General features: G+C 66.4%; 24 protein-coding genes. 14 read left to right on the top strand and 10 right to left on the bottom strand.

Annotation, left to right across the window (positions count from 1 at the left end):
- Positions 1–2: 2 nt before the first annotated feature.
- Together AC07NX_RS07695 and AC07NX_RS07690 are read left to right on the top strand one after the other, a co-directional pair.
- Positions 3–989 carry an NAD-dependent epimerase/dehydratase family protein gene (locus AC07NX_RS07695; RefSeq protein ID WP_494640546.1) on the top strand — a complete coding sequence of 329 codons (987 nt, stop codon included), beginning with the start codon at positions 3–5 and terminating at the stop codon, positions 987–989.
- Positions 990–1,037: 48 nt separating this feature from the next.
- Positions 1,038–2,333, top strand: a complete 1,296-nt coding sequence (locus AC07NX_RS07690) for an oligosaccharide flippase family protein (RefSeq protein ID WP_494640544.1) — start codon at positions 1,038–1,040, stop codon at positions 2,331–2,333.
- Here the strand turns inward: AC07NX_RS07690 and AC07NX_RS07685 are convergent.
- Genes AC07NX_RS07685 through rfbC form a run of 8 tightly spaced genes read right to left on the bottom strand, consistent with a single transcriptional unit; the run spans position 2,319 to position 9,750 of the window.
- Positions 2,319–2,840 (bottom strand): serine O-acetyltransferase, encoded by a 522-nt coding sequence (locus AC07NX_RS07685; RefSeq protein ID WP_494640542.1) that lies wholly within the window; start codon positions 2,838–2,840, stop codon positions 2,319–2,321. The genes AC07NX_RS07690 and AC07NX_RS07685 overlap by 15 nt on opposite strands.
- Positions 2,837–3,853 (bottom strand): glycosyltransferase family 2 protein, encoded by a 1,017-nt coding sequence (locus AC07NX_RS07680; protein ID WP_494640540.1) that lies wholly within the window; start codon positions 3,851–3,853, stop codon positions 2,837–2,839. The genes AC07NX_RS07685 and AC07NX_RS07680 overlap by 4 nt, the downstream gene beginning before the upstream one ends.
- A complete protein-coding gene (locus AC07NX_RS07675; protein ID WP_494640538.1) occupies positions 3,850–5,208 on the bottom strand; it encodes an O-antigen ligase family protein in 1,359 nt (452 codons plus the stop codon). The genes AC07NX_RS07680 and AC07NX_RS07675 overlap by 4 nt, the downstream gene beginning before the upstream one ends.
- Positions 5,205–6,323: a DUF1972 domain-containing protein gene (locus tag AC07NX_RS07670; RefSeq protein WP_494640536.1), complete on the bottom strand. Its 1,119-nt coding sequence runs from the start codon at positions 6,321–6,323 to the stop codon at positions 5,205–5,207. The genes AC07NX_RS07675 and AC07NX_RS07670 overlap by 4 nt, the downstream gene beginning before the upstream one ends.
- Positions 6,320–7,207, bottom strand: coding sequence for a glucose-1-phosphate thymidylyltransferase RfbA (gene rfbA / locus AC07NX_RS07665; protein WP_494640534.1), 888 nt, complete (start codon positions 7,205–7,207; stop codon positions 6,320–6,322). Before rfbA ends, AC07NX_RS07670 begins: the two co-directional genes overlap by 4 nt.
- Positions 7,204–8,106: a dTDP-4-dehydrorhamnose reductase gene (gene rfbD / locus AC07NX_RS07660; protein ID WP_494640532.1), complete on the bottom strand. Its 903-nt coding sequence runs from the start codon at positions 8,104–8,106 to the stop codon at positions 7,204–7,206. Before rfbD ends, rfbA begins: the two co-directional genes overlap by 4 nt.
- Positions 8,099–9,151 carry a dTDP-glucose 4,6-dehydratase gene (gene rfbB / locus AC07NX_RS07655; protein WP_494640530.1) on the bottom strand — a complete coding sequence of 351 codons (1,053 nt, stop codon included), beginning with the start codon at positions 9,149–9,151 and terminating at the stop codon, positions 8,099–8,101. Before rfbB ends, rfbD begins: the two co-directional genes overlap by 8 nt.
- A gap of 29 nt (positions 9,152–9,180) precedes the next feature.
- Complete coding sequence (gene rfbC, locus AC07NX_RS07650) at positions 9,181–9,750, bottom strand: dTDP-4-dehydrorhamnose 3,5-epimerase (RefSeq protein ID WP_494640528.1); 570 nt, start codon at positions 9,748–9,750, stop codon at positions 9,181–9,183.
- A 373-nt stretch (positions 9,751–10,123) separates the two neighbouring features.
- Between rfbC and galE the strand changes: the two genes are divergently transcribed.
- The 3 genes from galE to AC07NX_RS07635 all read left to right on the top strand — a co-directional run bounded on the left by galE (position 10,124) and on the right by AC07NX_RS07635 (position 13,212).
- Positions 10,124–11,113 carry a UDP-glucose 4-epimerase GalE gene (gene galE, locus AC07NX_RS07645; RefSeq protein WP_494640526.1) on the top strand — a complete coding sequence of 330 codons (990 nt, stop codon included), beginning with the start codon at positions 10,124–10,126 and terminating at the stop codon, positions 11,111–11,113.
- A 139-nt stretch (positions 11,114–11,252) separates the two neighbouring features.
- The gene (gene pgm / locus AC07NX_RS07640) at positions 11,253–12,890 is read left to right on the top strand and encodes a phosphoglucomutase (alpha-D-glucose-1,6-bisphosphate-dependent) (protein WP_494640524.1); all 1,638 of its coding nucleotides are present in this window, start codon (positions 11,253–11,255) and stop codon (positions 12,888–12,890) included.
- 112 nt (positions 12,891–13,002) lie between these two features.
- Positions 13,003–13,212, top strand: a complete 210-nt coding sequence (locus tag AC07NX_RS07635) for a hypothetical protein (protein ID WP_494640522.1) — start codon at positions 13,003–13,005, stop codon at positions 13,210–13,212.
- A gap of 6 nt (positions 13,213–13,218) precedes the next feature.
- Here the strand turns inward: AC07NX_RS07635 and AC07NX_RS07630 are convergent, their stop codons facing one another.
- Positions 13,219–13,854, bottom strand: a complete 636-nt coding sequence (locus tag AC07NX_RS07630) for a S24 family peptidase (RefSeq protein ID WP_494640520.1) — start codon at positions 13,852–13,854, stop codon at positions 13,219–13,221.
- Between the two features lie 187 nt (positions 13,855–14,041).
- Between AC07NX_RS07630 and AC07NX_RS07625 the strand changes: the two genes are divergently transcribed.
- From AC07NX_RS07625 to AC07NX_RS07605, 5 genes are all read left to right on the top strand, one after another.
- On the top strand, positions 14,042–14,521 hold the full coding sequence (locus AC07NX_RS07625) for a MerR family transcriptional regulator (RefSeq protein ID WP_494640871.1): 480 nt from the start codon (positions 14,042–14,044) through the stop codon (positions 14,519–14,521).
- Positions 14,522–14,623: 102 nt separating this feature from the next.
- On the top strand, positions 14,624–16,414 hold the full coding sequence (locus AC07NX_RS07620; RefSeq protein ID WP_494640518.1) for an acyl-CoA dehydrogenase C-terminal domain-containing protein: 1,791 nt from the start codon (positions 14,624–14,626) through the stop codon (positions 16,412–16,414).
- Positions 16,415–16,416: 2 nt separating this feature from the next.
- On the top strand, positions 16,417–16,608 hold the full coding sequence (locus AC07NX_RS07615; RefSeq protein ID WP_494640516.1) for a hypothetical protein: 192 nt from the start codon (positions 16,417–16,419) through the stop codon (positions 16,606–16,608).
- A gap of 2 nt (positions 16,609–16,610) precedes the next feature.
- Complete coding sequence (locus AC07NX_RS07610; RefSeq protein ID WP_494640514.1) at positions 16,611–16,991, top strand: hypothetical protein; 381 nt, start codon at positions 16,611–16,613, stop codon at positions 16,989–16,991.
- Positions 16,991–17,353, top strand: coding sequence for a hypothetical protein (locus tag AC07NX_RS07605; protein WP_494640512.1), 363 nt, complete (start codon positions 16,991–16,993; stop codon positions 17,351–17,353). The genes AC07NX_RS07610 and AC07NX_RS07605 overlap by 1 nt, the downstream gene beginning before the upstream one ends.
- A gap of 8 nt (positions 17,354–17,361) precedes the next feature.
- Here the strand turns inward: AC07NX_RS07605 and AC07NX_RS07600 are convergent, their stop codons facing one another.
- On the bottom strand, positions 17,362–18,294 hold the full coding sequence (locus AC07NX_RS07600; protein ID WP_494640510.1) for a phytanoyl-CoA dioxygenase family protein: 933 nt from the start codon (positions 18,292–18,294) through the stop codon (positions 17,362–17,364).
- Positions 18,295–18,376: 82 nt separating this feature from the next.
- On the opposite strand from AC07NX_RS07600, the gene AC07NX_RS07595 reads away from it, so the two are divergent.
- The 4 genes from AC07NX_RS07595 (at position 18,377) to AC07NX_RS07580 (ending at position 25,400) form a co-directional block, all read left to right on the top strand.
- On the top strand, positions 18,377–19,582 hold the full coding sequence (locus AC07NX_RS07595; RefSeq protein ID WP_494640508.1) for an acetyl-CoA C-acetyltransferase: 1,206 nt from the start codon (positions 18,377–18,379) through the stop codon (positions 19,580–19,582).
- A gap of 18 nt (positions 19,583–19,600) precedes the next feature.
- A complete protein-coding gene (locus AC07NX_RS07590) occupies positions 19,601–21,787 on the top strand; it encodes a 3-hydroxyacyl-CoA dehydrogenase NAD-binding domain-containing protein (RefSeq protein ID WP_494640506.1) in 2,187 nt (728 codons plus the stop codon).
- Between the two features lie 726 nt (positions 21,788–22,513).
- The gene (locus AC07NX_RS07585; RefSeq protein WP_494640504.1) at positions 22,514–24,967 is read left to right on the top strand and encodes a GH12 family glycosyl hydrolase domain-containing protein; all 2,454 of its coding nucleotides are present in this window, start codon (positions 22,514–22,516) and stop codon (positions 24,965–24,967) included.
- Between the two features lie 289 nt (positions 24,968–25,256).
- The gene (locus AC07NX_RS07580; protein WP_494640502.1) at positions 25,257–25,400 is read left to right on the top strand and encodes a hypothetical protein; all 144 of its coding nucleotides are present in this window, start codon (positions 25,257–25,259) and stop codon (positions 25,398–25,400) included.
- Positions 25,401–25,488 lie beyond the last annotated feature (88 nt).

Here is a 25,488-nt window from a genome sequence, read left to right as displayed (position 1 = left end):
ACATGACCGCGGTGATCGTTACGGGAGCCGCGGGCTTCATCGGCATGCACGTGGCCGAGCGCCTGCTCGCCCGCGGCGAGACGGTGATCGGCGTCGACGTCTTCAACGACTATTACGATCCGGCCCTGAAGGCCGCGCGAGCGGCCCGGCTGGAAGGCCGCGCGGGCTTCACGATGGTCCGCATGGACATCGCCGACGCCGAGGCGTTCGAAGCCCTGGTGCGCGACAGCGGCGCCAAGCGCATCGTGCACCTGGCCGCCCAGGCCGGCGTGCGCTACTCGATCGAGAACCCGTTCGCCTACCAGCGCTCGAACCTGGCCGGCCACCTGTCGGTCCTGGAAGCCGCGCGGCGCGTCGAGGCCGTGCATCTGGTGTACGCCTCGTCGAGCAGCGTCTATGGCGATCGGCCCCAGTCGCTGGACGGCGGCGAAGGCGCCGGCTTCAAGGAAACCGACCCGGTCGACGCGCCGGTCTCGCTGTACGCCGCCACCAAGCGCGCCGACGAGCTGATGAGCATCAGCTACGCCAAGCTCTACGGCTTTCCGATGTCGGCCCTGCGGTTCTTCACCGTCTACGGCCCATGGGGTCGCCCTGACATGGCCTATTTCGGTTTCACCCAGAAGATCCTGAGCGGCCAGTCGATCGAGGTGTACGGCGAGGGCAGGATGGCCCGCGACTTCACCTATATCGACGACATCGTCGACGGTGTGGTCGGCGTCCTGGACCATCCCCCAGCCCAGGGTCGGCACGAGATCTACAACATCGGCGACAACGACCCCGTGGGCCTGATGGAGATGATCTCGACCCTGGAGACGGCCCTTGGCCGCGAGGCGGTCAAGGTCATGCGCCCGATGCAGCCGGGCGACGTCACCTGCACCTATGCCGACATCGCCAAGCTCAACGCGCTCACCGGCTACAAGCCCAAGGTGAAGCTGAAGCAGGGGCTGGAGAACTTCGTGGCCTGGTGGGATCAGTACTACGGCCGCTGACGCCATCACCGCGCGGGGCCAGCGCCCCGCCGGCGGAGACCAAACCGGATGAAATTGCCCGTCAACCCGCGCGCGCTCGCGGGTAAGGTTCTGACCAGCAAGGGCTTCCGCGACGCGGTGCTCGTCTATTTCGCCTACTGTTTCCGTTTCATCTCGCCCCTGCTGCTCTACCCGCTGCTGACACGGCGACTGGGCGTGGACGGGTTCTCCGTCTACGCCACGGCCTATTCGATCGCGCTGCTGACCTCGATCGTCGTGGAGTACGGCTTCAACCTCAGCGGCACCCGCGACGTCGCCACCGCCGCCGACGACGAACAGCGGGGCCAGATCGTCGCCCGCATCTCGTTCGCCAAGGCGCTGCTCTGCCTGCCCGCCGTGGCGATCGGCTTCGCCCTGGGCGCGACCAATCCGGTGGTCGGAGGCGATCCCGCCGTCACCCTGGCCTCGATCGCCATCGGCTGCGCCCTGGGCCTGTCGGCGTTCTGGTATTTCCAGGGCATGCGCCGGATCTTCCTGGCCGTATCGCTGGAAGTCTCCGGCCAGGTCATCGGCCTGATTTCCACCTTCCTGCTGGTCCAGCACCCCAAGGACACGATCCTGGCGCTGTCGATCCAGGCCGGCGCGATCGCCGTCACCTCCATCGGCGGCGTCTTCATCATGCTGCGCCAGTATCCGGACCGTCCCAAGCCCAACGTTCGGGAGGCCATGGACGCCCTGGTCGCCGGCTTCCCGATCTTCATCAGCCGATCGGCCGTGGTGATCTACGGCACGGCCGGCGTGTTCGTGCTGGGCCTGACCAGCTCGGCCACCCACGCGGCGTGGTATGGCGCGGCCGAGCGGGTCATCGCCCCCGCCGCCGCCTTGCTGCGCCCGATGTCAACGATCCTGCTGCCCCGCCTCTCGGCCCAGGCCAGCGAAGACCCCAGGAAGGCCGCCCGGACGGCGGGGCTGATCTGCGTGGCGACCGGGGCGCTCTATCTGCTCGGCGCCCTGGCCGTGTGCCTGGGCGCGCCGATCCTGTTCAAGCTGATCTTCGGCGCGGGATTCTCCGGCGGCGCTCCGGTCCTGGCCGTGCTGGCCTTCGTGATGCCCGCCGCCGCCTTGAACACCATCGTCGTCAACCAGCTGATGGTCGCCTTGCGCCTGGACAAGAAGATCGCCCAGGTCGTCCTGGCCGGGGCGGTCGTGAGCCTAGCGTCGGCTTTCATCCTCAGCCACAGCTTCGGCGGCGTAGGCATGGCCGCCTCGCGCCTGTTCTCGGAGCTGTTCATCTTCGGGTTCGCGGCGCTCCTGTGCTGGCGGCACCTGGGCTCGAACCGGGGGGCGACGTCAGCGCCGAGCTAGCACCTTCGCCGGAACGCCCCCGACGACGCTGCCGGGCGGTACATCGCGGTTGACCACGGCGTTGGCCGCGACCACGGCGCCGTCGCCCACCGTCACCGCGCCGATGATCACCGCCCCCGCATAGATGACGACCCCGTCGCCGATCACCGGATACGACGACTGCTCGGCGTCGGCCCGGCCCAGGGTGACGTTCTGATAGATCGTCACGCCCTCGCCAATCCGCACGTCGTCTCCGATGACGATCCCGGTGGGATGCGGCAGCAGCAGGCCGTCGCCGATCTCGGCGTCGAACGAGATGTAGCAGGCGCTGGACGCGACGTTCCAGCGCCAGACCAGACGGCCCAGGCCCTTGCCCACCTTGCCCTGTTTGGCCAGCCGCGCCGCCAGGCGCGCCAGGACCATCGTCTTGAAGGCCGGCGTGAACAGCCACTTCACCAGCGGCGTATAGGGCTTGCGACTGTCGGTGACGCGGGCGAGATCGGCCCGGATGGCCCGTCCCAGGCTCATGGAGCGACGCCCGCCTTGGGCCAGCCTTCGGGGCGGCCGGACTTCACGCCCATCGCCCGGCGCAACTGGGCGAGCGCCGGTCCGCCCCAGGGGGCGGCCAGCAGGCCCAGGCCGGTGCGGATCATCCGGTTGCGGGGCGACGCGACCAGGTAGTCGCGGGCGATCTGGTGGCCAGCCCGGGGCGAGCCGAACAGGGCGCTGCGGATCGCCACCTTGCTCAGCTGCTTCTGCACGTCCGGATCGTCGATCGGCAGCACGTCGGTGACGGCCTCGCCAGCCGCCAGGCGCGACAGCACCTCGGCCTCGTCGACGGTGCCGCGGGCGATCTTCTTGCCCAGCATGTAGTAGGCGCTCTGGCGCGCCACGGTGGCCGGGTTGAAGGAGATGCCGCCAAAATCGACCGCGCGGATATAAAGCGGCTCGGGCACGGTCGCGAACCGGCCCAGGTGGCGCATGCGCAGCCACAGGTCGTTGTCCTGCGACATGCGAAACTCGGGACGGTAACCCCCGGCCTTCTCGTAGGCCGCGCGCCGGAACATCACCTCGCCATGGGTGAAGGTGGTGTTGTCGATCAGGTCCTCGGACGACTTGGACCCCGCGTCCGGCGTGCGGACGCGGTAGAGGTTCATCGCCTCGATGTAGTTGACGTAGTGGCTGCCTACGACCACCACCTCGGGCTGGGCGTCCATCAGCGCGGCCTGGGCCTCCAGCCGACGAGGCAACGAGACGTCGCCGGCGTCATGGATGGCGACATAGGGGCTCTGGGCCTGGCGGACGCCTTCGATCAGACCGCGGGTCAGGCCGATGTTCTTCTCGCGCGTCACCAGCCGGAAGCGCGGATCGTTCATCTCGGCGAGCACGTCGCGCAGCACGGCCGCGGTCTCGTCGCTCGACCCGTCGTCGGCGATGATCGCCTCGAAATCCTGCAGGGTCTGGTTCTTCAGGCCGTACAGGGTGGGGCGCACCGCCTGGGGGCGATTATAGAAGCAGCAGACAACCGAAACCTTGGTCATGCTGGCGCTCTCCGGACGACGCGGGCGGGCGGGATGGCGAACATGCCGATGATGAACCCGATATAGAGGCTGATCGGCCAGGTCTCGACCGAGGTGATGGTCAGGCCCGCGCCGATGAGCAGGAAGACGCCCAGCATCGACAGGCTGTTGTCGAAGCGCAGCATGGGATCGGGCTTGGCCGCGCGGACCACCTTGCCGATTTCCCAATAGAGCCACAGGCTGAGCGGTGCGCCGAACTCGACGACGTACTTGAGCAGAACGTTGTGCGGCTCCACCCAATGGGCGCCCCCGATGGCGAAGGACTCGCCCAGGGTGCTGCCCGCGCTGCCCAGGCCGTAGCCCGAGAACAGGCCGATCGGATAGGTGCTGAACAGAGTCGCCATGGCCTCGTAGCTGATCGATCGCGAGGTGAAGCGATAGTCGCTGAAGATCGCCTGTTCGAGCTGCGAGAAGTATCCGGCGAAGATGCCGACGGCCATGATCGCCGCGCCGGCGGTCAGGACGCCGACGCGTATCAGCGGATGCTTGCCCGAGCGCGAGATCTGCACGCAGGCCAGGGCCGCGGCGATGATCATGAATGTCCGCGTGAAGGACGCGTAGATGCCCAGGGCGCCGATGGCGATCAGGATCGCCGAGCGCCCCCAGGCGAGCGGATTGGGCGCCTGCTTGATCGTCAAGGCGATGATGATCAGCAGGGTGCCGGTCATGCCGACGTGGAAGCCCGACGACAGGATCGAGATGGCGCGCTGGTAGTCGCCGATCTTGTTGGCGTACTCCTGCGCGGACTGGGCGTCGAGCATCTGCTTGTCGAAGGCCGTGAACCCGAAGAGCCACTGCTTGACGGCATAGAGCGCGATCACCACGCAAACCCCGGTGATGATCCAGAGGACGATGTTTCGGTCCCGGCGGCGCACGCTGTAGCCGACGCAGATCGCCAGCAGCCAGAGAATCGACTTGCGGAAGCCCTGATAGGTGGCTGTCAGCGGCACGTCGTGCGTCCAGAACACGATGTTCAGCACCGACAGGGCCAGGAGGCCCAGGATCAGGAACTTCAACGTCCGCAGACCGGGCTTGAACAGCGACCAGAGAAACATCGCCAGCATGACCATGTCGGTCACGCCCATCAGGGCCCGGCCGAGCGGCTGGGAGACGCCGCGCACCGCCGAGAACATCGGCATGGCGATGATCAGGGCGCAGACGATGACGCCATAGCGCCAGGCGCCGGCGGGGTTCAGGTCGGACGATTGCGACGACGGCCCCGGTTGCCCCGGTGGCCGAGGCCCCGCGCGCCGCCGGACGGGCGTTTCGGACGTGGGCGAAAGGGTTTCCGGAATCGGGGGCGTTGCGTCGGTCATCGCGCGGGTTCCGTGGCGGCCAGGCACAAGGCCTCGTACTCCGACAGGATGTCCGACCAAAGGAAAGCCGTTTCGAAACGATGGCGAGCGGCGGCTCGCGCCTGGCGCAGACGCTCTCCGCCCGCCTCGATCTCGTCGAAACACCGGGCGCAGCCGTCCTTGTCGGGGAAGTACCACTGCTCGGGACCCGCGACCCAGCGATTGTAGGGATTGTCGTGACCGACGATCGCATTGCCGGCGCCCAGGGCCTCGACCAGCGAAGGATTGGTGCCGCCGACGCTATGGCCATGGCAGTAGGCCGCGGCGTGGAACCGCAGCGCCCGCACGACGGCGGAATCGTAGATCGCGCCCGGGAACAGCACCTTGCCCTCGCCGGCCTTGAGCACGGCGGCGTGGTAGGGGTTCTTCTCGGGCTCGAGCTTGCCCAGGCAGACGAACTGCAGGTCGCGCTCGCGGGCCGCAAAGGCCTCGATCATCGGCAGGATGTTGTTCTCGGGCTCGATCCGCCCGATCGAGATCAGATAGCGGCCGGGCGTCAGCCCCCTCGCCTTGACCGGCTCCTCGGAAGCCTCGGTCACGGCATCGGCGCCGTAGGGGATCATGACGATGTCGCGCTTGCCGCGCCGCCGCGCCAGGTGACGCTCGATCTCCGGGTGGTCGGCGATCAGCTTGCTGGAGGTCAGCGCCCCGATCCATTCGTTCAAGTACAGCCAGATCCGGCCGTGCCAGGGCCACTTGGCGCGCTTCCATTCGATGCCGTCCATGTTGGTCAGCACCGGATGGTCGCCCAGGCGCAGCAGGGCGCTGAACACGGCGGTGTTGTAGCCCAGCACCAGCATCACGCCTTCGGACCGCATGGCGTGCATCACGCACATCCAGTCGAACTTCATCGTGCCGGTCGCGCCGGAGTCGGCGACATAGGTCACCCGGCGCACGCCCCGCCACTCGTCGATGACGGCTCCGGGCGGACCGTCGTCGGCCTGGCAGTAGACCGTCACCTCCCAACCCTTGGCGACCATGTGCAGGGCGAACTTCTCGGCGAACGTCTCGAAGCCGCCGTGACCGGCGGGGACGCCCCGGGTGCCCAGGATGGAGAGCTTACGCACCTTGGTCATGCTGGCGTGTACCCACCGTGCAGGCGCAGGACGTTGCGCAGATACTGGCCATAGGTCGACTTGCCCAGGTTGTCGGCCAGCTTTTCCAGCTGCCGGGCGTCGATGAAGTTCTTCACGAACGCGATCTCCTCGGGACAGGCGATCTTGAAGCCCTGGCGCTTCTCGAGGGTCCGCACGAACTCTGCCGCCTCGATCAGGCTGTCGGGCGTGCCGGTGTCGAGCCAGGCGTAGCCGCGGCCCATGATTTCCACCGACAGCTTGCCGCGCTCGAGATAGGTGCGGTTGACGTCGGTGATCTCCAGCTCGCCGCGCGGCGACGGCTTGAGGTTGGCCGCGATGTCCACCACGTCGGCGTCATAGAAATAGAGACCCGTGACCGCCCAGTTGGACTGCGGCTTGGCCGGCTTCTCTTCGATCGACAGGGCGCGCATCTTTTCGTCGAAGGCGACCACGCCGTACCGCTCGGGATCGGTGACGTGGTAGGCGAACACCGTCGCCCCTTCCCGACGGGCCGACGCGCTGTTGAACAGGTCGGTCGAGCCGTGGCCGTAGAAGATGTTGTCGCCCAGGATCAGCGCCGAAGACGAACCCGCCACGAAGTCCGCGCCGATGATGTAGGCCTGGGCAAGCCCCTCGGGATTGGGCTGGACGGCGTATTCGATACTGCAGCCCCATTGCGACCCGTCGCCGAGCAGCGCCTGGAAGGACGGCGTGTCGCGTGGCGTCGAGATGATCAGGATCTCGCGGATCCCGGCCAGCATCAGCGTCGACAGCGGGTAATAGATCATCGGCTTGTCGTAGACAGGCATCAGCTGCTTCGACGTGACCTGGGTCATGGGGTGCAGCCGCGTACCCGAGCCCCCGGCGAGTATGATGCCCTTCATGGCGCAGCGCTCCTGTGCGAAAGCTCTTCAACGATCTCGGCGACGGCGTCCCGCCACGGACGCGGTTCGACGCCGTAGTCGGCGGTGATCTTCGTGGTGGAAAGTCGGGAATTGGCCGGCCGTCGGGCCGGCGTGGGGTAGTCCGCCGTCGTGATCGGCGTCACCTCGGCGAACGCGCCGCCATGGCGGGCGCTTTGCGCGAAGATCTCCTGGGCCAGGCCGCTCCAGCTAGTCTCGCCGGCGTTCACGAAGTGATAGACGCCCGTCGGCGCACCGGGATCGGCGATCATCCGCAGCGTTATCGTCGCCAGGGCCTGGGCGATGTCGCGCGCCGAGGTCGGGCAACCGAACTGGTCGGCCACGACCGAGATCCGGTCCCGATCGCCGGCCAGGCGCAGCATCGTCTTGAGGAAGTTGGCGCGATGGACACTCAGCACCCAGGCCGTGCGGATGATCACCGAGCGGGGATTGCCCGAACGCACGGCCAGTTCCCCGGCCAGCTTGCTCGCCCCGTAGACGCCCAGGGGCGCGACCGGGGCGTCCTCGGCGTTGAACCCGTCGCCCTGGCCGTCGAAGACATAGTCCGTCGAGACGTGCACGAGCGGGACGCCCGCCGCCTTGGTCGCCTCGGCCAGCAGCGCGGGGGCCAGGGCGTTGGCCGCGAACGCGGCGCCGACCTCGGTCTCGGCCCGGTCGACGGCGGTGTAGGCGGCGGGGTTGATCACCGCCGCCACCGGGTTGGCCGAGAACCACGCCGCGACGCTGGCCGCGTCCGTCAGGTCAAGCTCCGAACGGGCGGGAGCAAGCACCCTCACCCCCGCCGGCCAGGCATGGGCCTGCAACTCGGCGCCGACCTGGCCAGCGCCGCCCGTCACCAGAATCGCCATGGACTCAGCCATGGCCGCGTCGGGCCGTGGCGTCGCGCTTGTCGAGGATGGCCTGCCACCAGGGCCGGTTGGCCAGGTACCAGGCGATCGTCCGCTCGATGCCCTGCTCGAAGGTCACCGAGGGCGTCCAGTCCAGTTCGAGGCGGATCTTGCTCGCATCGATGGCGTAGCGCTGATCGTGGCCAGGACGGTCCTTCACGAAGGTGATCTGCTCGGCGTAGGACTTGCCGTCCGCGCGCGGCGACAGGCGGTCCAGCGTGCCGGTGATGGCCTTGACGACATCCAGGTTCTTGCGCTCGGAATTGCCGCCGATGTTGTAGGTTTCCAGCGGTTGACCCTGCTCGAAGACGGCCTGCAGCGCCGCGGCGTGATCTTCGACGAACAGCCAGTCGCGCACGTTGGAACCGTCGCCGTAGACCGGAAGCGGCTCGCCGGCCAGCGCCTTGATGATCACCAGCGGGATCAGCTTCTCGGGGAAATGATACGGGCCATAGTTGTTGGAGCAGTTGGTGACCAGAACCGGCAGGCCATAGGTATGGCCCCAGGCGCGGACCAGATGGTCCGAGGACGCCTTCGACGCCGAATAGGGCGATCGCGGGTCGTAGGGCGTGGTCTCGGTGAAGTAGCCTTCGTCGCCCAGCGATCCGAACACCTCGTCGGTCGAGATGTGATGGAAGCGGAACGCGGCCTTCTCGTCGCCCTCCAGACCGCCCCAATACTTGAGCGCCTGCTGAAGCAAGGTGAAGGTGCCGACGATGTTGGTCTGGATGAAGTCGCCCGGTCCGTCGATGGAGCGATCGACATGGCTTTCCGCCGCCAGGTGAGCGATCACCTGGGGGCGGAACGAGGCCAGCGCGGCCGCGACGGCGTCGGAATCCGCGATGTCGGCCTGCACGAAGCGATAACGGGGGCTGTCGGCCACGGGGTCCAGGGACTCCAGGACGCCGGCATAGGTTAGCTTGTCATAGACCAGCACCTCGTGATCGCTGTTCGCGATCAGCCGCCGCACGAGGGCGGAACCGATGAAGCCGGCGCCGCCGGTAATTAGAATGCGCAACTACCAGTCTCCACTTGCGTGTCGTGAGCTCAGGCTTGAGCCAAATTCAACGGATTGCCGTCGTACTCGAACGGGCTGTCGAAGGCCGCAAGCAGCGGCAGCGCCTGGTCCTTCGCCGAGAGCGTCGCCCCCCCGGCCGGCAGCGGCCAATCAATGCTCAGCGCCGGATCGTTCCAGACGATTCCGCCGTCGTGCTCCGGGGAATAGACGTCCGAGACCTTGTAGGCCACCTCCGTGTCGTCCTCGAGTGTGACGAAGGCGTGACCAAATCCGATCGGCACGAATAGCTGATCGCCATTCTGCGCGTTCAGCTCCGCGCAGACGTGATGACCATAGGTCGGGGACCCTTTCCGCAAGTCGATAGCGTAATCCAAGATACGACCTTTGACGCAGCGAACGAGCTTGGCTTGGGCGCGAGGCGGTCGTTGAAAATGGATACCCCGGATGGTCCCAGAATACTTCGAGTAGGATTGGTTGTCCTGAACGAATGTAGAATCGATGCCCAAGGAAATCATTTTCGGCGCGTTGTAAGTTTCTGAAAACCATCCTCGATCATCTTCAAACCGACGAGTTTTAATTACACACACGCCAAGCGTCATATTTTCGTCCCATATCTTAACGGTGGTCGGCCGCCGCTCGCCGCATTGCATTGCAACATCGGCGTTATTGGGTCAAGCGGTGGCATGAACGGCTGGATTTTGAGACTTGAATTGTCTAATCACGCCTCAGAATCAATGACAGAACCGCGAAACTTGCGGCATTTGGGGTTATTTTCCTGAAGCCGCAGCCCAATCGTGGAAATATAGGGCGAAACAGGCAGCGCTTGGCCCACCCAGTCCTAAGCTCCACCGTAGAGGCCGACACGCCTTCGAGCAGCTGTTGCTTTTGATATTTCGCTCAGACGAACATTGCCCTAGGAGGATTCGGGACCCATCGCGCAAAAAACGGCGGCGGCGGAGGCGGAGCGCGATCTTGAAGGCACCCATCCTTGTTGCTGGCGGTGCGGGCTATATCGGCGCGCACACCTGCCTTCGACTCGCGCAGGCCGGATATACGCCCGTCGTCTACGACAACCTGTCGAACGGTTGGGAGTCGTTCGTCCAGTGGGGTCCGCTGGAGGTGGGCGACATCCGGGACGCGGCGCGACTGGACGCCGTCTTCGCCAAACACAGGCCTGTCGCCGTCATTCACTTCGCCGCCTTCATCGAGGTCGGGTTCTCGATCGCCGAGCCGGGCGCGTTCTACGAGAACAATGTCGGGGGAACCCTGACCCTGATCCAGGCCGCGCGACGGGCCGGCGTCGACAAGCTGGTGTTCTCCTCGACCTGCGCGACCTATGGCGCTCCGGTCTACGTGCCAATGGACGAGAAGCATCCGCAGGCCCCGCTGAATCCTTATGGACGCAGCAAGCTGATGGTCGAGCAGGTCCTTGAGGACCTGGACCGCTACAAGGGTTTCCGCTCGGTGGCCCTGCGCTATTTCAACGCCGCCGGCGCCGACCCCGAGGGCCGGATCGGCGAGAAACACGAACCCGAAACCCACGCCATCCCGCTGGCGATCGCCGCCGCCCGGGGCGAGCGCGACAAGTTCATGCTGTTCGGCGGCGACTACGACACGCGCGACGGCACCTGCGTGCGCGATTACATTCATGTGCTGGACCTGGCCGACGCCCATGTCCTGGCGCTGAAATGGCTGCTGGACGGCAAGCCGAGCGAGGTCTTCAACCTGGGCACCGGCACGGGCACCACCGTGCGCGAGCTGGTCGGCGCCATCGAACGGCGGTCCAACCGGCCGTTCCCGCTGGAACTGACGGAGCGCCGGGCCGGAGACGCCCCCAGCCTGGTAGCCGACAACCGCAAGGCGCGCGAGCAACTGGGCTGGACGCCACGCCATGATCTGGACGCGATCATCGAACACGCCTGGGCCTGGCACGCCAACGGCGCGCTGGACTTGAAGCGCTGATCGTTCCCGAGGCAGAAGCTTGGTCTCGTCGCCGCCATCGTATCAACACTGACGCATTCGGCGGCTACACACCGCCTCCGCCGACCCACCGCGCAGGCCGACATTGTCGCCCTGCGCGGCGAGCAATAGGATTCTTGTCATGCACAGCCGCGCCGGCCAACAAGCCCGTCCCGAAGATCTGGTCGATCTGAACGCCCTGCTCAAGGCTTATGACGAGATCCGCCCGGACGTCTCGCGGGTCGACCAGCGGGTGACGTTCGGCACCTCCGGCCATCGCGGCTCCAGCCTGGACGGCGCCTTCAACGAAGCCCACATCCTGGCCATCAGCCAGGCCATCGCCGAGCACCGCGCGAACGCCGGCGTCACCGGCCCGCTGTTCCTCGGCCGCGACACCCACGGCCTCTCCGAGCCAGCCTGGCGCACGGCCCTGGAAGTGCTGGTCGCCAACGGCGTCGAGGTCATGGTCGACAGCCGCGACGGCTTCACCCCGACCCCGGCGGTGTCCCACGCCATCCTCAAGCACAATCGCCTCGTGCCGGGATCGGCCGACGGCGTGCTGATCACCCCGTCGCACAATCCGCCGCGCGATGGCGGCTTCAAGTACAACCCCCCGTCCGGCGGTCCCGCCGGCTCGGACGCCACCACACCGATCGCGGCGCGGGCCAACCAACTGCTGAAGGACGGGCTGGCCGAGGTCCGGCGCATCCCGTTCGAACGGGCCCGGGCCGCGGCGGGCGAGTACGACTTTCTGGCGCATTATATCGATGACCTGCCCAGCGTCCTGGACCTGGAGGCCGTGCGCCGCGCCGGCGTCCGGATCGCGGCCGATCCCCTGGGCGGCGCCGCCGTCGCCTATTGGGGCGAAATCGCCGACCGGCACGGGCTGGACCTGACGGTGGTCAACGACCGGGTCGATCCGCGCTGGGCGTTCATGCCGCTCGACACCGACGGCAAGATCCGCATGGACTGCTCGTCGGCCTCGGCGATGGCCAACCTGATCCACACCATGCAGGGCGGGGCCAAGTTCGACGTGGCGATCGGCAACGACGCCGACGCCGACCGCCACGGCATCGTCACGCCCGACGGCGGCCTGATGAACCCCAACCACTATCTCGCGGTGGCCATCGCCCATCTGTTCAGCCATCGGCCGCAGTGGGGCGCCAATGTCGCCGTCGGCAAGACCCTGGTTTCGTCCTCGATGATCGACCGCGTGGTCGCCAAGCTGGGTCGCCGCCTGCTGGAGGTGCCGGTCGGCTTCAAGCACTTCGTGCCGGGCCTGGTGGACGGCAGCGTGGGCTTCGGCGGCGAGGAGTCAGCCGGCGCGGCCTTCCTGCGCCAGGACGGAACCGTCTGGACCACCGACAAGGACGGCCTGCTGCTGGGCCTGCTGGCCGCCGAGATCAAGGGCGCGACCGGAGCCAGCCCCAGCCAGCTGTACGCCGACCTGACCGTCGAGCACGGCGCCCCGGCCTATGCCCGCATCGACGCGCCCGCCTCCCGCGAGGAGAAGACGCGCCTGGCGTCCCTGAGCCCCAGCGACGTCACGGCGGACGAACTGGCCGGCGAACCGATCGAACGGATCCTCACGACGGCGCCCGGCAATGGCGAGGCGATCGGCGGCCTCAAAGTGGTGACGAAGAACGCCTGGTTCGCCGCCCGCCCCTCGGGCACCGAGGACGTCTACAAGATCTACGCCGAGTCGTTCCTGGGCCCCGACCATCTGAAGGAGGTCCAGGACGAGGCCAGGAAGGTGGTCGCCGGCGCGCTGGCCGGCTGACCGTCGCCTGCGACACAATGCCCCGAATGATGAACGACAGATAAATTGCTGGTTAAGGGTATGTCCGCACTTTGTAGCCTAGTCTGGTTTCATCAAAACCAAGGTTAGTCTCATGGCTTGCTTCACCCTTCGCCCTTCGGACCGCTCGGAATTCGACTCGTTGCTCGGCGAACTGGCCACCCAGTTCCCTGCCGCGCACGTCGAGGCCGCCCACAACGACAACTGGGCGTCCTATCGTGTCGACATTTCATGCGACGCGCCTTGGGAAGGCGACCTGACCGCCTGGCTGCAGAGCAAGCACGCCAACTGCCCCCGCACCTGACCCGAGCTACTGGCTGGCCCACAGGATGCGGGCGATCCACACCACCTCGGCCAGGTCCAGCGTCCGGTCGCGGCCGTCGCGGTTCAGCGAGGCCAGCTCGACGCTGCGGGCCGTGACCCGCGCCAGCTCCTTGACCAGCAGCTCCCCGCCCGTGGTCCGCACCACCACCCGGTCGCCCCGGCGCGGCTCGACCGCCGGCGAGACCAGGATGCGATCACCGTCGCGGAACACCGGGGCCAAGGCGTCGCCGGCGATCTCCAGGGCATAGACGCCCTCGTCGGCCAATCCCGGAAAGTCGATCTCGTCCCAGCCCGCGCCGATCGGCGCGCCGGTCTCGTCGAACACGCCCTCGGCCCCGGCCTGGGCGAAGCCGATCAGCGGCACGGCGCGCGGATTGGGCCTGGGCGTCCGCTCGGTCAGGGCGGCGAACTCGGAAAATCCGACCCCCGTCGCCTCCAGCACCTTGGCCAGGCTCTCGGTCGACGGCCAGCGCGGCCGCGAATCGCCGTCGCCACGCTTCGAACGATTGAAACTGGTGGGGTCCAGACCCGCCATCTTGGCCATGGCCGACGGGCTCATGTCGAACCGCTTGGCCAAGGCGTCGATCGCGGTCCAGATTTCGGCATGCGACAGAGACGACATGGCTGATGCATCCTGGCCGTGAACCCCAGAAAATAGGCCTCGGACCTAGGAAAGTAAACCTAATCGACCATCGCGAAGTTGACGTTTACGTAAACGTTGACGACGCTTAGCCGCGAGCATATGGTGATCGCCGATAACCAACCGGCTCGGCCGCAGAAGTCGGGCCTGCCCAGGGAGGGTTCGAATGTTGGCCGACCTGCGACGCCCCGAGCGCACCTTTACAATCCGCCAGCTGTGCAACGAGTTCAAAGCTACGCCGCGCGCCCTGCGCTTTTATGAGGACAAGGGCCTTTTGACGCCGGCGCGCGAAGGCCTGAACCGCGTCTATTCCCACAAGGACCGCGTCCGCCTGCAACTGATCCTGCGCGGCAAGCGCGTGGGCCTGTCGCTGTCGGAAATCCGCGAACTGCTCGACCTTTATGACGAGAACGACGACGGCGCGGCCCAGATGGCCCGGTCGCTGAAGAAGTTCCGTGAGCGCGCCACTGCGCTGGAGCAGCAGCGCGAGGATATCGACGGCGCCCTGATCGAGCTGCGCGAAGCCTGCGCTCGCCTGGAAAAGCGCCTGGCCGAGATCCGCCCCGACCTGCTGCCCCGCGCCGCGGACTACGACCAGGTGCTGCGCGCCCGGCTCGATGGTCACCAGGACGCCTCGCTGGGCAAATAGGCTCTCGTTCCGCGCCGTTCCTTCAAGACCGGGACGACGCAGAGGCCGCCTCTTCCTTCTTACTACCCCACCACTCCCGATCCGACTGACCAGGACCGCTTCATGACCTACCAGCCGCCCGTTCGCGACCACGCCTTCATCCTGCGCGACGTGCTCGACATCGACCAGCACGGCGCCCTGCCGGGCTTCGCCGATGCGCCGTTCGAGACCGTCGAGCAGATTCTCGAGGCCGCCGCCCAGTTCACCGGCGAGGTCCTGGCCCCGCTGAATAGCGTCGGCGACAAGCAGGGCTGCGTCTGGAACAAGGACTTCACGGTCAAGACGCCCGACGGCTTCAAGGAAGCCTACAAGCAGCTGTGCGAAGGCGGCTGGACGGGCCTGGGCTCGGATCCGACCTACGGCGGCCAGGGCCTGCCCCACGTCGTCAACCTGTCCTTCAGCGAGATGTCCAGCTCGGCCAACATGGCCTTCTCGATGTATCCGGGTCTGGCCCACGGCGCCTATTCGGCCATCCACACCGGCGGCAGCGACGAGCAGAAGCAGACCTATCTGCCCAAGATGATCTCGGGCGAGTGGACCGGCACCATGAACCTGACCGAGCCGCACTGCGGCACGGACCTGGGCCTGCTGCGCACCAAGGCGGTTCCGCAGGCCGACGGCAGCTATCGCATCACCGGCCAGAAGATCTGGATCAGCGCCGGCGAGCACGACATGTCGGACAACATCGTCCACCTGGTGCTGGCCCGCATCGAGGGCGCCCCGGCCGGGGTGAAGGGCATCAGCCTGTTCATCGTGCCGAAATACCTGCCCAAGGCCGACGGCTCGGCCGGCGAGCGCAACGAGGGCGTCAAGTGCGTCGGCCTCGAAGAGAAGATGGGCATCCACGGCAACGCCACCTGCGTGATGCAGTACGAGGACGCCAAGGGCTGGCTGATCGGCGAGGAGAACAGCGGCCTGAAGCTGATGTTCGTGATGATGAACGAGGCCCGGCTGGGCGTCGGCCTACAGGGCGTCGCCCAGGCCGAGGCCGCCTATCAGGCCGCCGCCGCCTTCGCCAAGGACCGCCTGCAGGGCCGCTCGCTGACAGGCCCGAAGAACCCTGACGGTCCGGCCGATCCGATCATCGTCCACCCGGACGTGCGCCGCATGCTGCTGGAGAGCAAGGCCCTGATCGAAGGCGGCCGCGCCTTTCTGTTCTGGACCGCCCTGCACGGGGACCTGGCCCACCATCACCCCGACGAGGCCGTCCGCGCCAAGGCCGAGGACTATATGGGCCTGATGACGCCGGTGCTGAAAGGCTACCTGACCGACAAGGGCTTCAAGATCTGCTCGGACGCCATGCAGGTGCACGGCGGCAGCGGCTTCACCGAGCACTTCCCGGCCAGCCAGTACCTGCGCGACGTGCGCATCGCCCTGATCTACGAAGGCACCAACGGCATCCAGGCGCTGGACCTGGTCGGTCGCAAGCTGGCGGCCAAGGGCGGCCGCGGCGTGATGACCTTCTTCCAGGAGATCGACCAGTTCGTCGGCGAGAACGACGGCGACGCCGAGCTGAAGCCGTTCATCGACGCGCTGGCCGGAGTGAAGGCCCAACTGCAGGACGGCACCATGTGGCTGATGCAGAACGGCCTGCAGAACCCTGACAACGCCGGCGCGGCCTCGACCGACTACATGCACCTCTTCGGCCTGACGGGCTTGGCCTATATGTGGTGCCTGATGGTCAAGGCGGCCAACGCCAAGATCGCCGCCGGCTCGACGGATCCATTCTTCACGACCAAGATCGTTACGGCGAAGTACTTCATCGAGCGCATCCTGCCCGACGCCGGGGCGCATCTGGCCAAGCTGAAGACGGGTTCGGAGACGCTGATGGCGTTGCCGGCGGAGGCCTTCTGACCATGGGCGTGCTCGACGCCGAAAAACCGGCCTTGATGGCGCGGGATGACGTGACGACCTTCGACGGCGCGGTCGGCGAGTCCTTCGACGAGCACGCCCCTGGATCCGCGCTGGCGACGCGGCGCCAGAACCACGTCGTCGACCTTCGCCCACGACCGCTCGGCCGCCGCGGCTCCATCGCGAGGACGCTCTAGCCATGCTGCTGGAAGCCGCCATCGTCCTGTGTCTGACCAACGCGACCGACACGGCCGCGTACGGGCAGGTGCGCGATGGCCGCTTCAAGACCACCTCCGCCAAGCTCTCGGGGACCAGCCTCACCTATCGCGAGCCGCTGGCCCAGATACCCTTTCCCGCCGTGGCGGCCGGCCAGACCGGCTGCGTCACCATCGACCCGATCACCCTGGCCAAGCCCCAGATGGTGATCTGGTCGGGCCAGGCGGCGGCCGGCGACCTGGCCGCCGTTCACGACGGAGAGGCCCTCTGCCGCCCGACCGCGCCACCCCACGCCGGCCAGCGCCTGACCTTCGTCTATCGCAAGAGCCTGTTTGGCCGCCTGACCTGCAAGGAGACCCGCTGATGCCGATCGCCGCCGCGCCGCCGCCCGCTCAGGTCGCCCCCGACAGCCGCTCCGCGGTCGTCTGTGTCCGCGCGGCCGGCCCCCGCCCGCTGTTCTTCACCGGCAAGCTGGTTTCCAAACGCCCTGGCTCCAAGCCGCCGGGTGATTTCGAGCTGCCGCTGAAGGCCAATGTCGACCAGTGCAACAACCTGCTGCGCTCGAAGGTGGCCGACTGGACCCTGTCGGTGACCACGCCGGGCTTCAAGGCCTGCTACCTGCCCGCGCCGGCCTTCGGTTATCGCGTCACCTACAGCGCCAAGGCCACGGCCCGGGGGCTGGCCTGCGCGCCGATCGCCAAGTCGCCGATCGGAAGCTGGAAGTGATCCAGTCCCTAGGCCTTGTTGACGCTGTTGGCCTTGATCTGGGCCGCGCCGCGGGCATCCAGGTCCTTGCGCGTGGCCTCCAGGCTGAGCGGCCCCAACAGGGTGGCGTTGACCGCGTCCATGCCCGGGGCGGCGACACCCGGCTTGCGGGCGATCAGGTAGCGCAGAGAGAGCCGCTCGTTGTCCGCGGCGTCGGGCTGGGTGCCGTGCAGAGTGCAGGCGTGCCACATGGCCGCGTAGCCGGTCTGGCCGGTCAGCAGGTGCTGGCGGGTCTGGACCTCCTGGCCCCGGCCGTCGCGGTACAGCCAGCCGCCCTCGTTGCGGGTCAGGTCATGCGGGAACAGCGTCCCGCCCAGCTTGTGGCTGTCCTCCAGCAGGAACAGCGGGGCGTCATGCGTCCCAACGTCGTGCAGATAGACGTACAGGGTGATGAAGTCGGCTTCCCGGTCCTTGTAGTCGATCAGGTCCTGGTGGAAGTCGATGCCGTAGAAATAGGTGATGTCCCGGAACGGGGCCCTGACATAGGCGCCCAGGTTGTTGACCGGATTGCCGGCGATGCGGGCCTTGAGCCAGTCGGGCACGACGCTGGCCGGCACGCCACAGATCAGCTTCTTGAGCAGGATCTCGTAGCCGTCGCCCAGCAGGGCTTCGAGCGCCGCCACAATGGCGGGATCCTTCTCGACGAAGGCCAGGTCGTCCTCGAACCGCTCCAGCAGGTTGCGGCCGGGCGCGGGGTTGACGCCGATATATTGCGGATCGGCGTCGAACTCGGCTTCCGACAGGAACAGGTCCGCGTCGAACGTCCGAAGCGCGCGGATCTTGGCCAGCAGGGCGCTCGCCGCCGCCGGGTCCACGCCGCCGCCGAACACATGATAGCCGCGCGCGATGAAGTCGCGCACCGCCGGGTGGGCCGCGTCCGTCGAGCGTTCGGCTGCCGTCATCGTCCTGATCTCCAAATCACCGGAATTCAGACGCCTTTTTGGTTAACGAACCATCCAAGTCTACGCAGGAAGGAGCCATACAATGGCCGACGCTTACATCTTTGACGCCGTGCGCACGCCGCGCGGCAAGGGCAAGAAGGACGGGTCTCTGCACGAGATCACGGCCCTGTCCCTGGCCACCCAGGTCCTGGAAAGCCTGCGCGACCGCAATGGCCTGGACACCGCGTACGTCGATGACGTCGTCCTGGGCTGCGTCGCCCCGGTCGGCGAGCAGGGCAGCGACATCGCCCGCACCGCCGTGCTGACCGCCGACTACGCCGAGAGCGTCGCCGGCGTGCAGATCAACCGCTTCTGCGCCTCGGGCCTGGAGGCGGTGAACATGGCCGCGGCCAAGGTCGCCTCCGGCGAGGCCCAGCTGGCGATCGGCGGCGGCGTCGAGAGCATGAGCCGCGTGCCCATGGGCAGCGACGGCGGCGCCTGGCCGACCGACCCGTCCTCGGCCTTCAAGACCTATTTCGCCCCGCAGGGCGTCAGCGCCGACCTGATCGCCTCGCTGTACGGCTTCTCGCGCGACGACGTCGACGCCTACGCCGTCGAGAGCCAGAAGCGCGCGGCGGCCTCGTGGGCCGACGGTCGGTTCAGGAACTCGGTGATCGGGGTGAAGGACCAGCTGGGCCTGACGATCCTGGATCACGACGAAACCGTGCGTGGGAACACCACCATGCAGACCCTGGCTTCGCTGAACCCCTCGTTCCAGGGCATGGGCGACATGGCCTTCGACGCCGTCGTCACCCAGCGCTATCCGCAGGTGGAAAAGGTCAACCACGTCCACCACGCCGGCAACAGCTCGGGCATCGTCGATGGCGCCGCTGGCGTGCTGATCGGCACCAAGGAAATGGGCGAGGCCCTGGGCCTGAAGGCCCGCGCCCGCATCAAGGGCGCGGCCTCGATCGGCAGCGAGCCCTCGATCATGCTGACCGGTCCGTCGCTGGTCACCGAGAAGCTGCTCAAGAAGCTGAAGATGGAGGTCAAGGACATCGACCTCTATGAGCTGAACGAAGCCTTCGCCGCCGTCGTCCTGCGCATGATGCAGGCGCTGGACATCCCGCACGACAAGATGAACGTCAACGGCGGCGCCATTGCCATGGGCCACCCGCTGGGCGCCACCGGCGCGATGATCCTGGGCACCATGGTCGACGAGCTGGAGCGCTCGGACAAGGAAACCGCCCTGATCACCCTGTGCGTCGGCGCCGGCATGGGCACCGCCACCGTCATCGAACGCGTCTAAGAGCCGAGGACTAGAACCATGGAAAACTTCAAGATCGAGGTCGACGGCGACGACATCGCCCTGGTCACCTTCGACGTGCCCGGCCGCTCGATGAACACCCTGACCGCCTCGGTGATCCGCGAGATCGGCGAGGTGGTGGAAGCCATCAAGTCCGACGCCGCCATCAAGGGCGCGGTGATCACCTCGGGCAAGACCACCGGCTTCTGCGCGGGCGCCGACCTGGGCGAACTCGGCGATGCGGAAGGCGGCATCGGGGGCGGCGACCTGAAGGCGGCCTTCGACGCCGGCTTCGCCCTGAACAAGGCCTTCCGGGCGCTCGAGACCGGCGGCAAGCCGATCGCCGCGGCGATCAACGGCCTGGCGATGGGCGGCGGGCTGGAAATGACCCTGGCCTGCCACTACCGCGTGGTAGCCGACAATCCGAAGATCCAGCTGTCCCTGCCGGAGGCCAAGGTCGGCCTGCTGCCCGGCGGCGGCGGCACCCAGCGCCTGACCCGACTGATGGGCGTGATGGCCGCGGCCCCCTTCCTGCTGGAAGGCAAGTCGATGAAACCGGCCGAGGCCCTGGGCTTCAAGGTGGTGCACGAGGTCGTTCCCGCCGGGACCGAGGTCGAGGCGGCCAAGGCCTGGGTCAAGACCAAGGGCGACCCGGTCGCGCCCTGGGACAAGAAGGACTTCAAGATTCCGGGCGGCGGTCCCTACACGGCCAGCGGCAGCCAGGTGTTCATCATGGGCAACGCCATGCTGCGCAAGCAGACCTACGGCAACTATCCCGCCCAGTTGAACATCATGAAGGCGGTCTATGAGGGCCTGCAGGTTCCGTTCGACGCGGCCATCCGCATCGAGACCCGCTACTTCCTCAAGACCCTGATGTCGCCCCAGGCCAAGGGCATGATCCGCACGCTGTTCCTCAGCCTGCAGGAGCTGGGCAAGGGCTCGGGCCGGCCAGCCGGCGTGCCGCACTACGACGTCAAGAAGGTGGCCGTGCTGGGCGCCGGCATGATGGGCGCGGGCATCGCCTACGTCCAAGCCATGGCCGGCATCGAGACGGTGCTGATCGACCAGAGCCAGGAAGCCGCCGACAAGGGCAAGGGCTACGCCGAGGGCCTGGTCAAGAAGGCCGTCTCGCGCGGCAAGATGACGGCGGAAAAGGGCGAAGCGATCCTCGCCCTGATCCACCCGACGGCCGACTACGCCAACGTCAAGGGTTCGGACCTGGTGGTGGAAGCCGTGTTCGAGAACCGCGAAGTGAAGGCCGGCGTCACCAAGCTGGCGGAAGCCCAGCTGGCCGACACCGCGATCTTCGGCTCCAACACCTCGACCCTGCCGATCACCGGCCTGGCCAAGGCTTCGGTGCGTCCGGCGTCGTTCATCGGCATCCACTTCTTCTCGCCGGTCGACAAGATGGGCCTGGTCGAGATCATCATGGGCGAAGAGACGAGCCAGGAGGCCCTAGCCAAGTCGATCGACTACGTCCTGAAGATCAAGAAGACCCCGATCGTCGTCAACGACAGCCGCGGCTTCTACACGTCGCGCTGCTTCGGCACCTTCGTGCAGGAAGGCATGGAGCTGCTGGCCGACGGCTACGCCCCGGCCATCATCGACAATGTCGGCCGGGCCACCGGCATGCCGCGCGGTCCGCTGGAGATGCACGACGACGTCGCGCTGGACCTGTCCTACAAGATCGCCCAGCAGACCAAGAAGGACCTCGGCGACAAGTACGAGGAGCGCCCCTTCACCACGATCATCGAGAAGATGGTCGAGGGCGAGGGCCGCTACGGCCGCAAGAACGGCAAGGGCTTCTACGATTATCCGGAGAACGGCCCCAAGGTCTTGTGGAAGGGCTTGTCCGACCTGGCGCCGGTCAGGATCGCCGAAGTCGACAAGGTCGGAATCGAGGAGATCCGCACCCGGCTCCTCTACCGCCAGGCCGTGGAAGCCGCCCGTTGCTTCGAGGAGGGCGTGATCACCGACCCTCGCGAGGCCGACGTCGGCGCCATCCTGGGTTGGGGCTTCGCGCCCTGGACCGGCGGCCCCGTCAGCCTGATCGACGGCATGGGCGCGGCCCGGTTTGTCGAGGCCTGCGACACTTTGGCGCAGAAATACGGTGGGCGGTTCTCGCCGCCACAATTGCTGCGCGACATGGCCGCCAAGGGCGAGACTTTCTACGGTCGATTTGGGACCAAGGAGCGGGCCGCGGCCTAACCCGCCCGCACAGCTCGATACTTCGGAAAGGGCTCGCCGATTATGGCGGGCCCTTTCTATTTGAGTTCACATCATAATTGACGCTGACATCTCGTAGAATTTGTATCTCTATACATAAATATCATCGGTCATTAAGTGGCATAATACCGAATGTATGTTTGAATTGCAAAATTGTATAACAATTGAAAGTTCGCTGAGCAGAAATGTCGGATTCATTTTCCACAACGCTTTCGCATGAACTTATCGCCAGGAAGATCCCCTTCAGTGGACTCTCCACGCTTCGCACCAGCTCCCAGACACCGCTGTCGAAGATCGCCACCGCCGCGGGTCGCTTGATCCCGTCGCTCGAAGCCTAGGTCATCGGCAGTCGCCACCGTCGGATCAAGTTTGCTGCGGCGCAAAAAATGATCGTTTTAGTCTGTGAAGAGCCCCGTCGCATGTATCGGCCGATAGTGTGTTAACTGACCTACTTTTCATGGTCTCTCGCCAGAAAGCAAACGAAGAGAACAAGAAAAGATTTCAAATTAAGAAATTCTTCTCAGCCACGATCACGAAAACTGACTTCATTTCTAAGTAACGTGAGGCGTTTTGTCGCGTTATTCGTCGATAAATCACCGTTACGGCAAAATGCCTATTTTTTATACTTGAGCCTACATTAGCCAAGTAGCGCCACTGTACCAGTCGTTAACCGATGAATGTTGATCTCCCCTCGCCACGGAGAGACACATGACTCGCTACTTCACAGCCAAGGGCGTCGAACTTTTCCTTTCGGCGGCGCCGAACAGTTGGCCAGCTCATAGTTCGGCCAAGGAAACCCAAGTCGGAACCGCGAACAACGACGTCTTCCAAGGGTCAGGCGGCGATACGCTGATCGGAGGCGCGGGCGACGACACCTATTACCTGTGGGACAGCCGCTCGACCGCGGTCGAGTACGCCGGCCAGGGCGTCGACACCGTCGACGCCCGGTTCTGGGGCCCGGTGACGCTGGCGGCCAATGTCGAGAACCTGTTGCTGAACTCCGCGGGATCAACCGCCGGGACCGGCAACGCCCTGAACAACATCATCGTGGCGGGAACCGTCGGCGCGACGCTGAACGGCCTGGCCGGCGACGACGTCCTGGTCGGCGGCGCGAAGGGCGACCTGTTCAAGGTCGCCGCCGGCAACGGCTCCGACGCCATCCTGAACTTCAAGCCCGGCAGCGACGTCATCCAGCTGAGCGGCTACGGCGTCACCAGCTTCGCCCAGCTCCAGACCCTGGCCACCCAGAGCGGCGCCGACGTCAAGCTCGGCTTCGCCAACGGCGAGAGCCTGGTGATCCGCGACACCGCGCTCTCCAGCCTGACCGCCTACGACTTCGGCCTGAAGGCCGACCCCGCCGCCATTCCGGCCGGCTACTCCCAGCTGGTCGGACCCGGCAAGGCCTATACCGCCCACGGCTGGTACGTGCTCAACAACGTCTGGAACCCCGGCAACCTCGTCTACGGCACCGACTACACGGTCGACAGCGCCTACAGCGCCGCCGACATGACCTCCAAGACCACCTTCAACTGGTCGTTCCCGGTCACCACCGACTCGGCCCACACCATCCGCGCCTATCCCGAGGTGATCTTCGGTCCGGCCCCGATGAGCGGCGGCCACAAGGCCTCGGACATCACCACCGTCCTGCCCGCCCAGGTCAGCAGCCTGACCGCCCTGACGGCCGACTACGACGTCAGCTACAAGGGCAACACCGGCGGCTTCAACGTCTCGTTCGACATCTGGCTGACCGACACCCCCAATGGCGGCGCCGACACCGTCACCACCGAAGTCATGGTCTGGGTGCACAAGGGCGACTTCGACGCCTTCGGCCAGCAGGTCGGGACCTATTCCAACGGTTCGGTGACCGGCAAGATCTACGCCTCGACCACCGGCGACTGGACCTACACCGCCGTCGTTCTCGACCAGGACATGCCGAAGGGCCAGATCGACATCGCCGGGATCCTGACCACGCTCAAGGGCCTGAATCTCGTCTCCTCGACCGACTATGTCGCCTCGGTGGAACTGGGGGCGGAGGTCGTGTCCGGCGCCGGCTCGCTGACCATCAACAACCTCGACCTCGACGTCCAGACCAAGGCGGCCGACGGCACCTTGACCACCATGCACGTGGAGGGGTCCGACGTAACGACCACCATCTCGCGGCCAGCCCCGGAACAACCCGCGGAACAACCCGCGCCGCTGCCCGATATCTCGGGCGACGACAGCGTCGCCTACGACGGGACGGCGTCGACGGTCCAAGGGGGCGATGGTCACGACACCTTGGTGCTGCACCTCGCCGCCACAGTCGATCTGTCCGCCACGTCCGACCAGATGGTCGGCGGCGCGGTCGTGACGGGCTTCGAGGACGTCGACGCCTCGGCCGCCACCGGCGCCGTCTCGCTCACCGGCGCCGCTGACGACAACAGCCTGACGGGCGGCGCCTATGCCGACACCCTGTTCGGCGGCGACGGCAATGACACGCTGCGCGGTCGCTCGGGCAATGACTCCCTCGACGGCGGCAATGGCAACGACATTCTCGATGGCGGCGCGGGCGTGGACAAGATCCTCGGTCAAGCCGGCGACGACAAGGTCGTCTATGATGCGGCCGACTCCGTCATCAACGGCGGCTCGGGACGTGACACCCTCATCCTCAAGGTCGGTGCGACGGTCGATTTGGGCACCTTCACGACCAACCAGGTCGTCAGCGGTGCGGCCTATGTTTCCGGCTTCGAGAACCTCGACGCCACGGGGGCCGGCTCGGGCGTCACGGCGACCGGCTCCGAATTCGCCAACACCCTCGTCGGAAGCGCCTTCGCCGACACGCTGGCCGGGGGAGCGGCGTCCGACGTCCTGGCCGGCGGAGCCGGCGCCGATCTGTTCGTCTTCGGTCCGTATAACGCCGGCGACGCCGACAGGATTACGGACTTTTCGACGAGCCAGGGCGATCGCATGGACCTGTCCGCCATCGACGCGATCGCCGGGGGCGTGGACGATCCCTTCGCCTTCATCGGCCAGGAAGCCTTCCATCACGTCGCCGGCGAACTCCGCTACAGCGCGGTCACGGGCGGCGTCGTGGTCCAGGCCGACGTCAATGGCGACGGCCTCACGGACTTTTCCATCCAGCTCTCGGTGACGTCGCTGCACAGCACCGACTTCATCCTGTAGCCGCCCCCGCGGCTGCTCGGGCAAGCTCCGTGGACCGTCGGGCGCGAAGCTCGGCGGTCCATTTGCTTAGAACGGGGCCATTCGCTCCAAAGGCTGATGACGTGTCGGCCCCAAAGTTTCCCCCAATCTATATTTCCCGAAACAATACAGATCCACAACGCAACGTCGAAAACGTACTTAACGGCTTTTAAACCGTACCTATATCGCAACCGTTAATCTCGATATGAGAATTCAATGGAACGCTAAACACTGACCGGTCCCAGACCCGTTCGCAGTACGGATTATTGACATGACGACTATCACTTCAGGTCATGACTTGGTCGCGATGTCGCCGCCGCCGAGGTTCCGCGTGAACTGGAGCCGGATCGGCTTCCTCGCGCTGAACGTCGCCGCCTGGGCCGGCATCGTCACGGCCATCCGACTGCTCGGCTGATCGCCGCCGCGAACAGCGGCGCGTCTTCGCCATCCGCGCGGGTTCCGATGAGCCGCCGAGACCTTCCAGGCTTCCGCGTCAACGGCCC

This window comes from Caulobacter sp. GW821-FHT09A05 (genome assembly GCF_059418465.1).
Note: the sequence above shows the minus strand (reverse complement) of the source record. Positions and strands in the feature narration are given on the sequence as shown.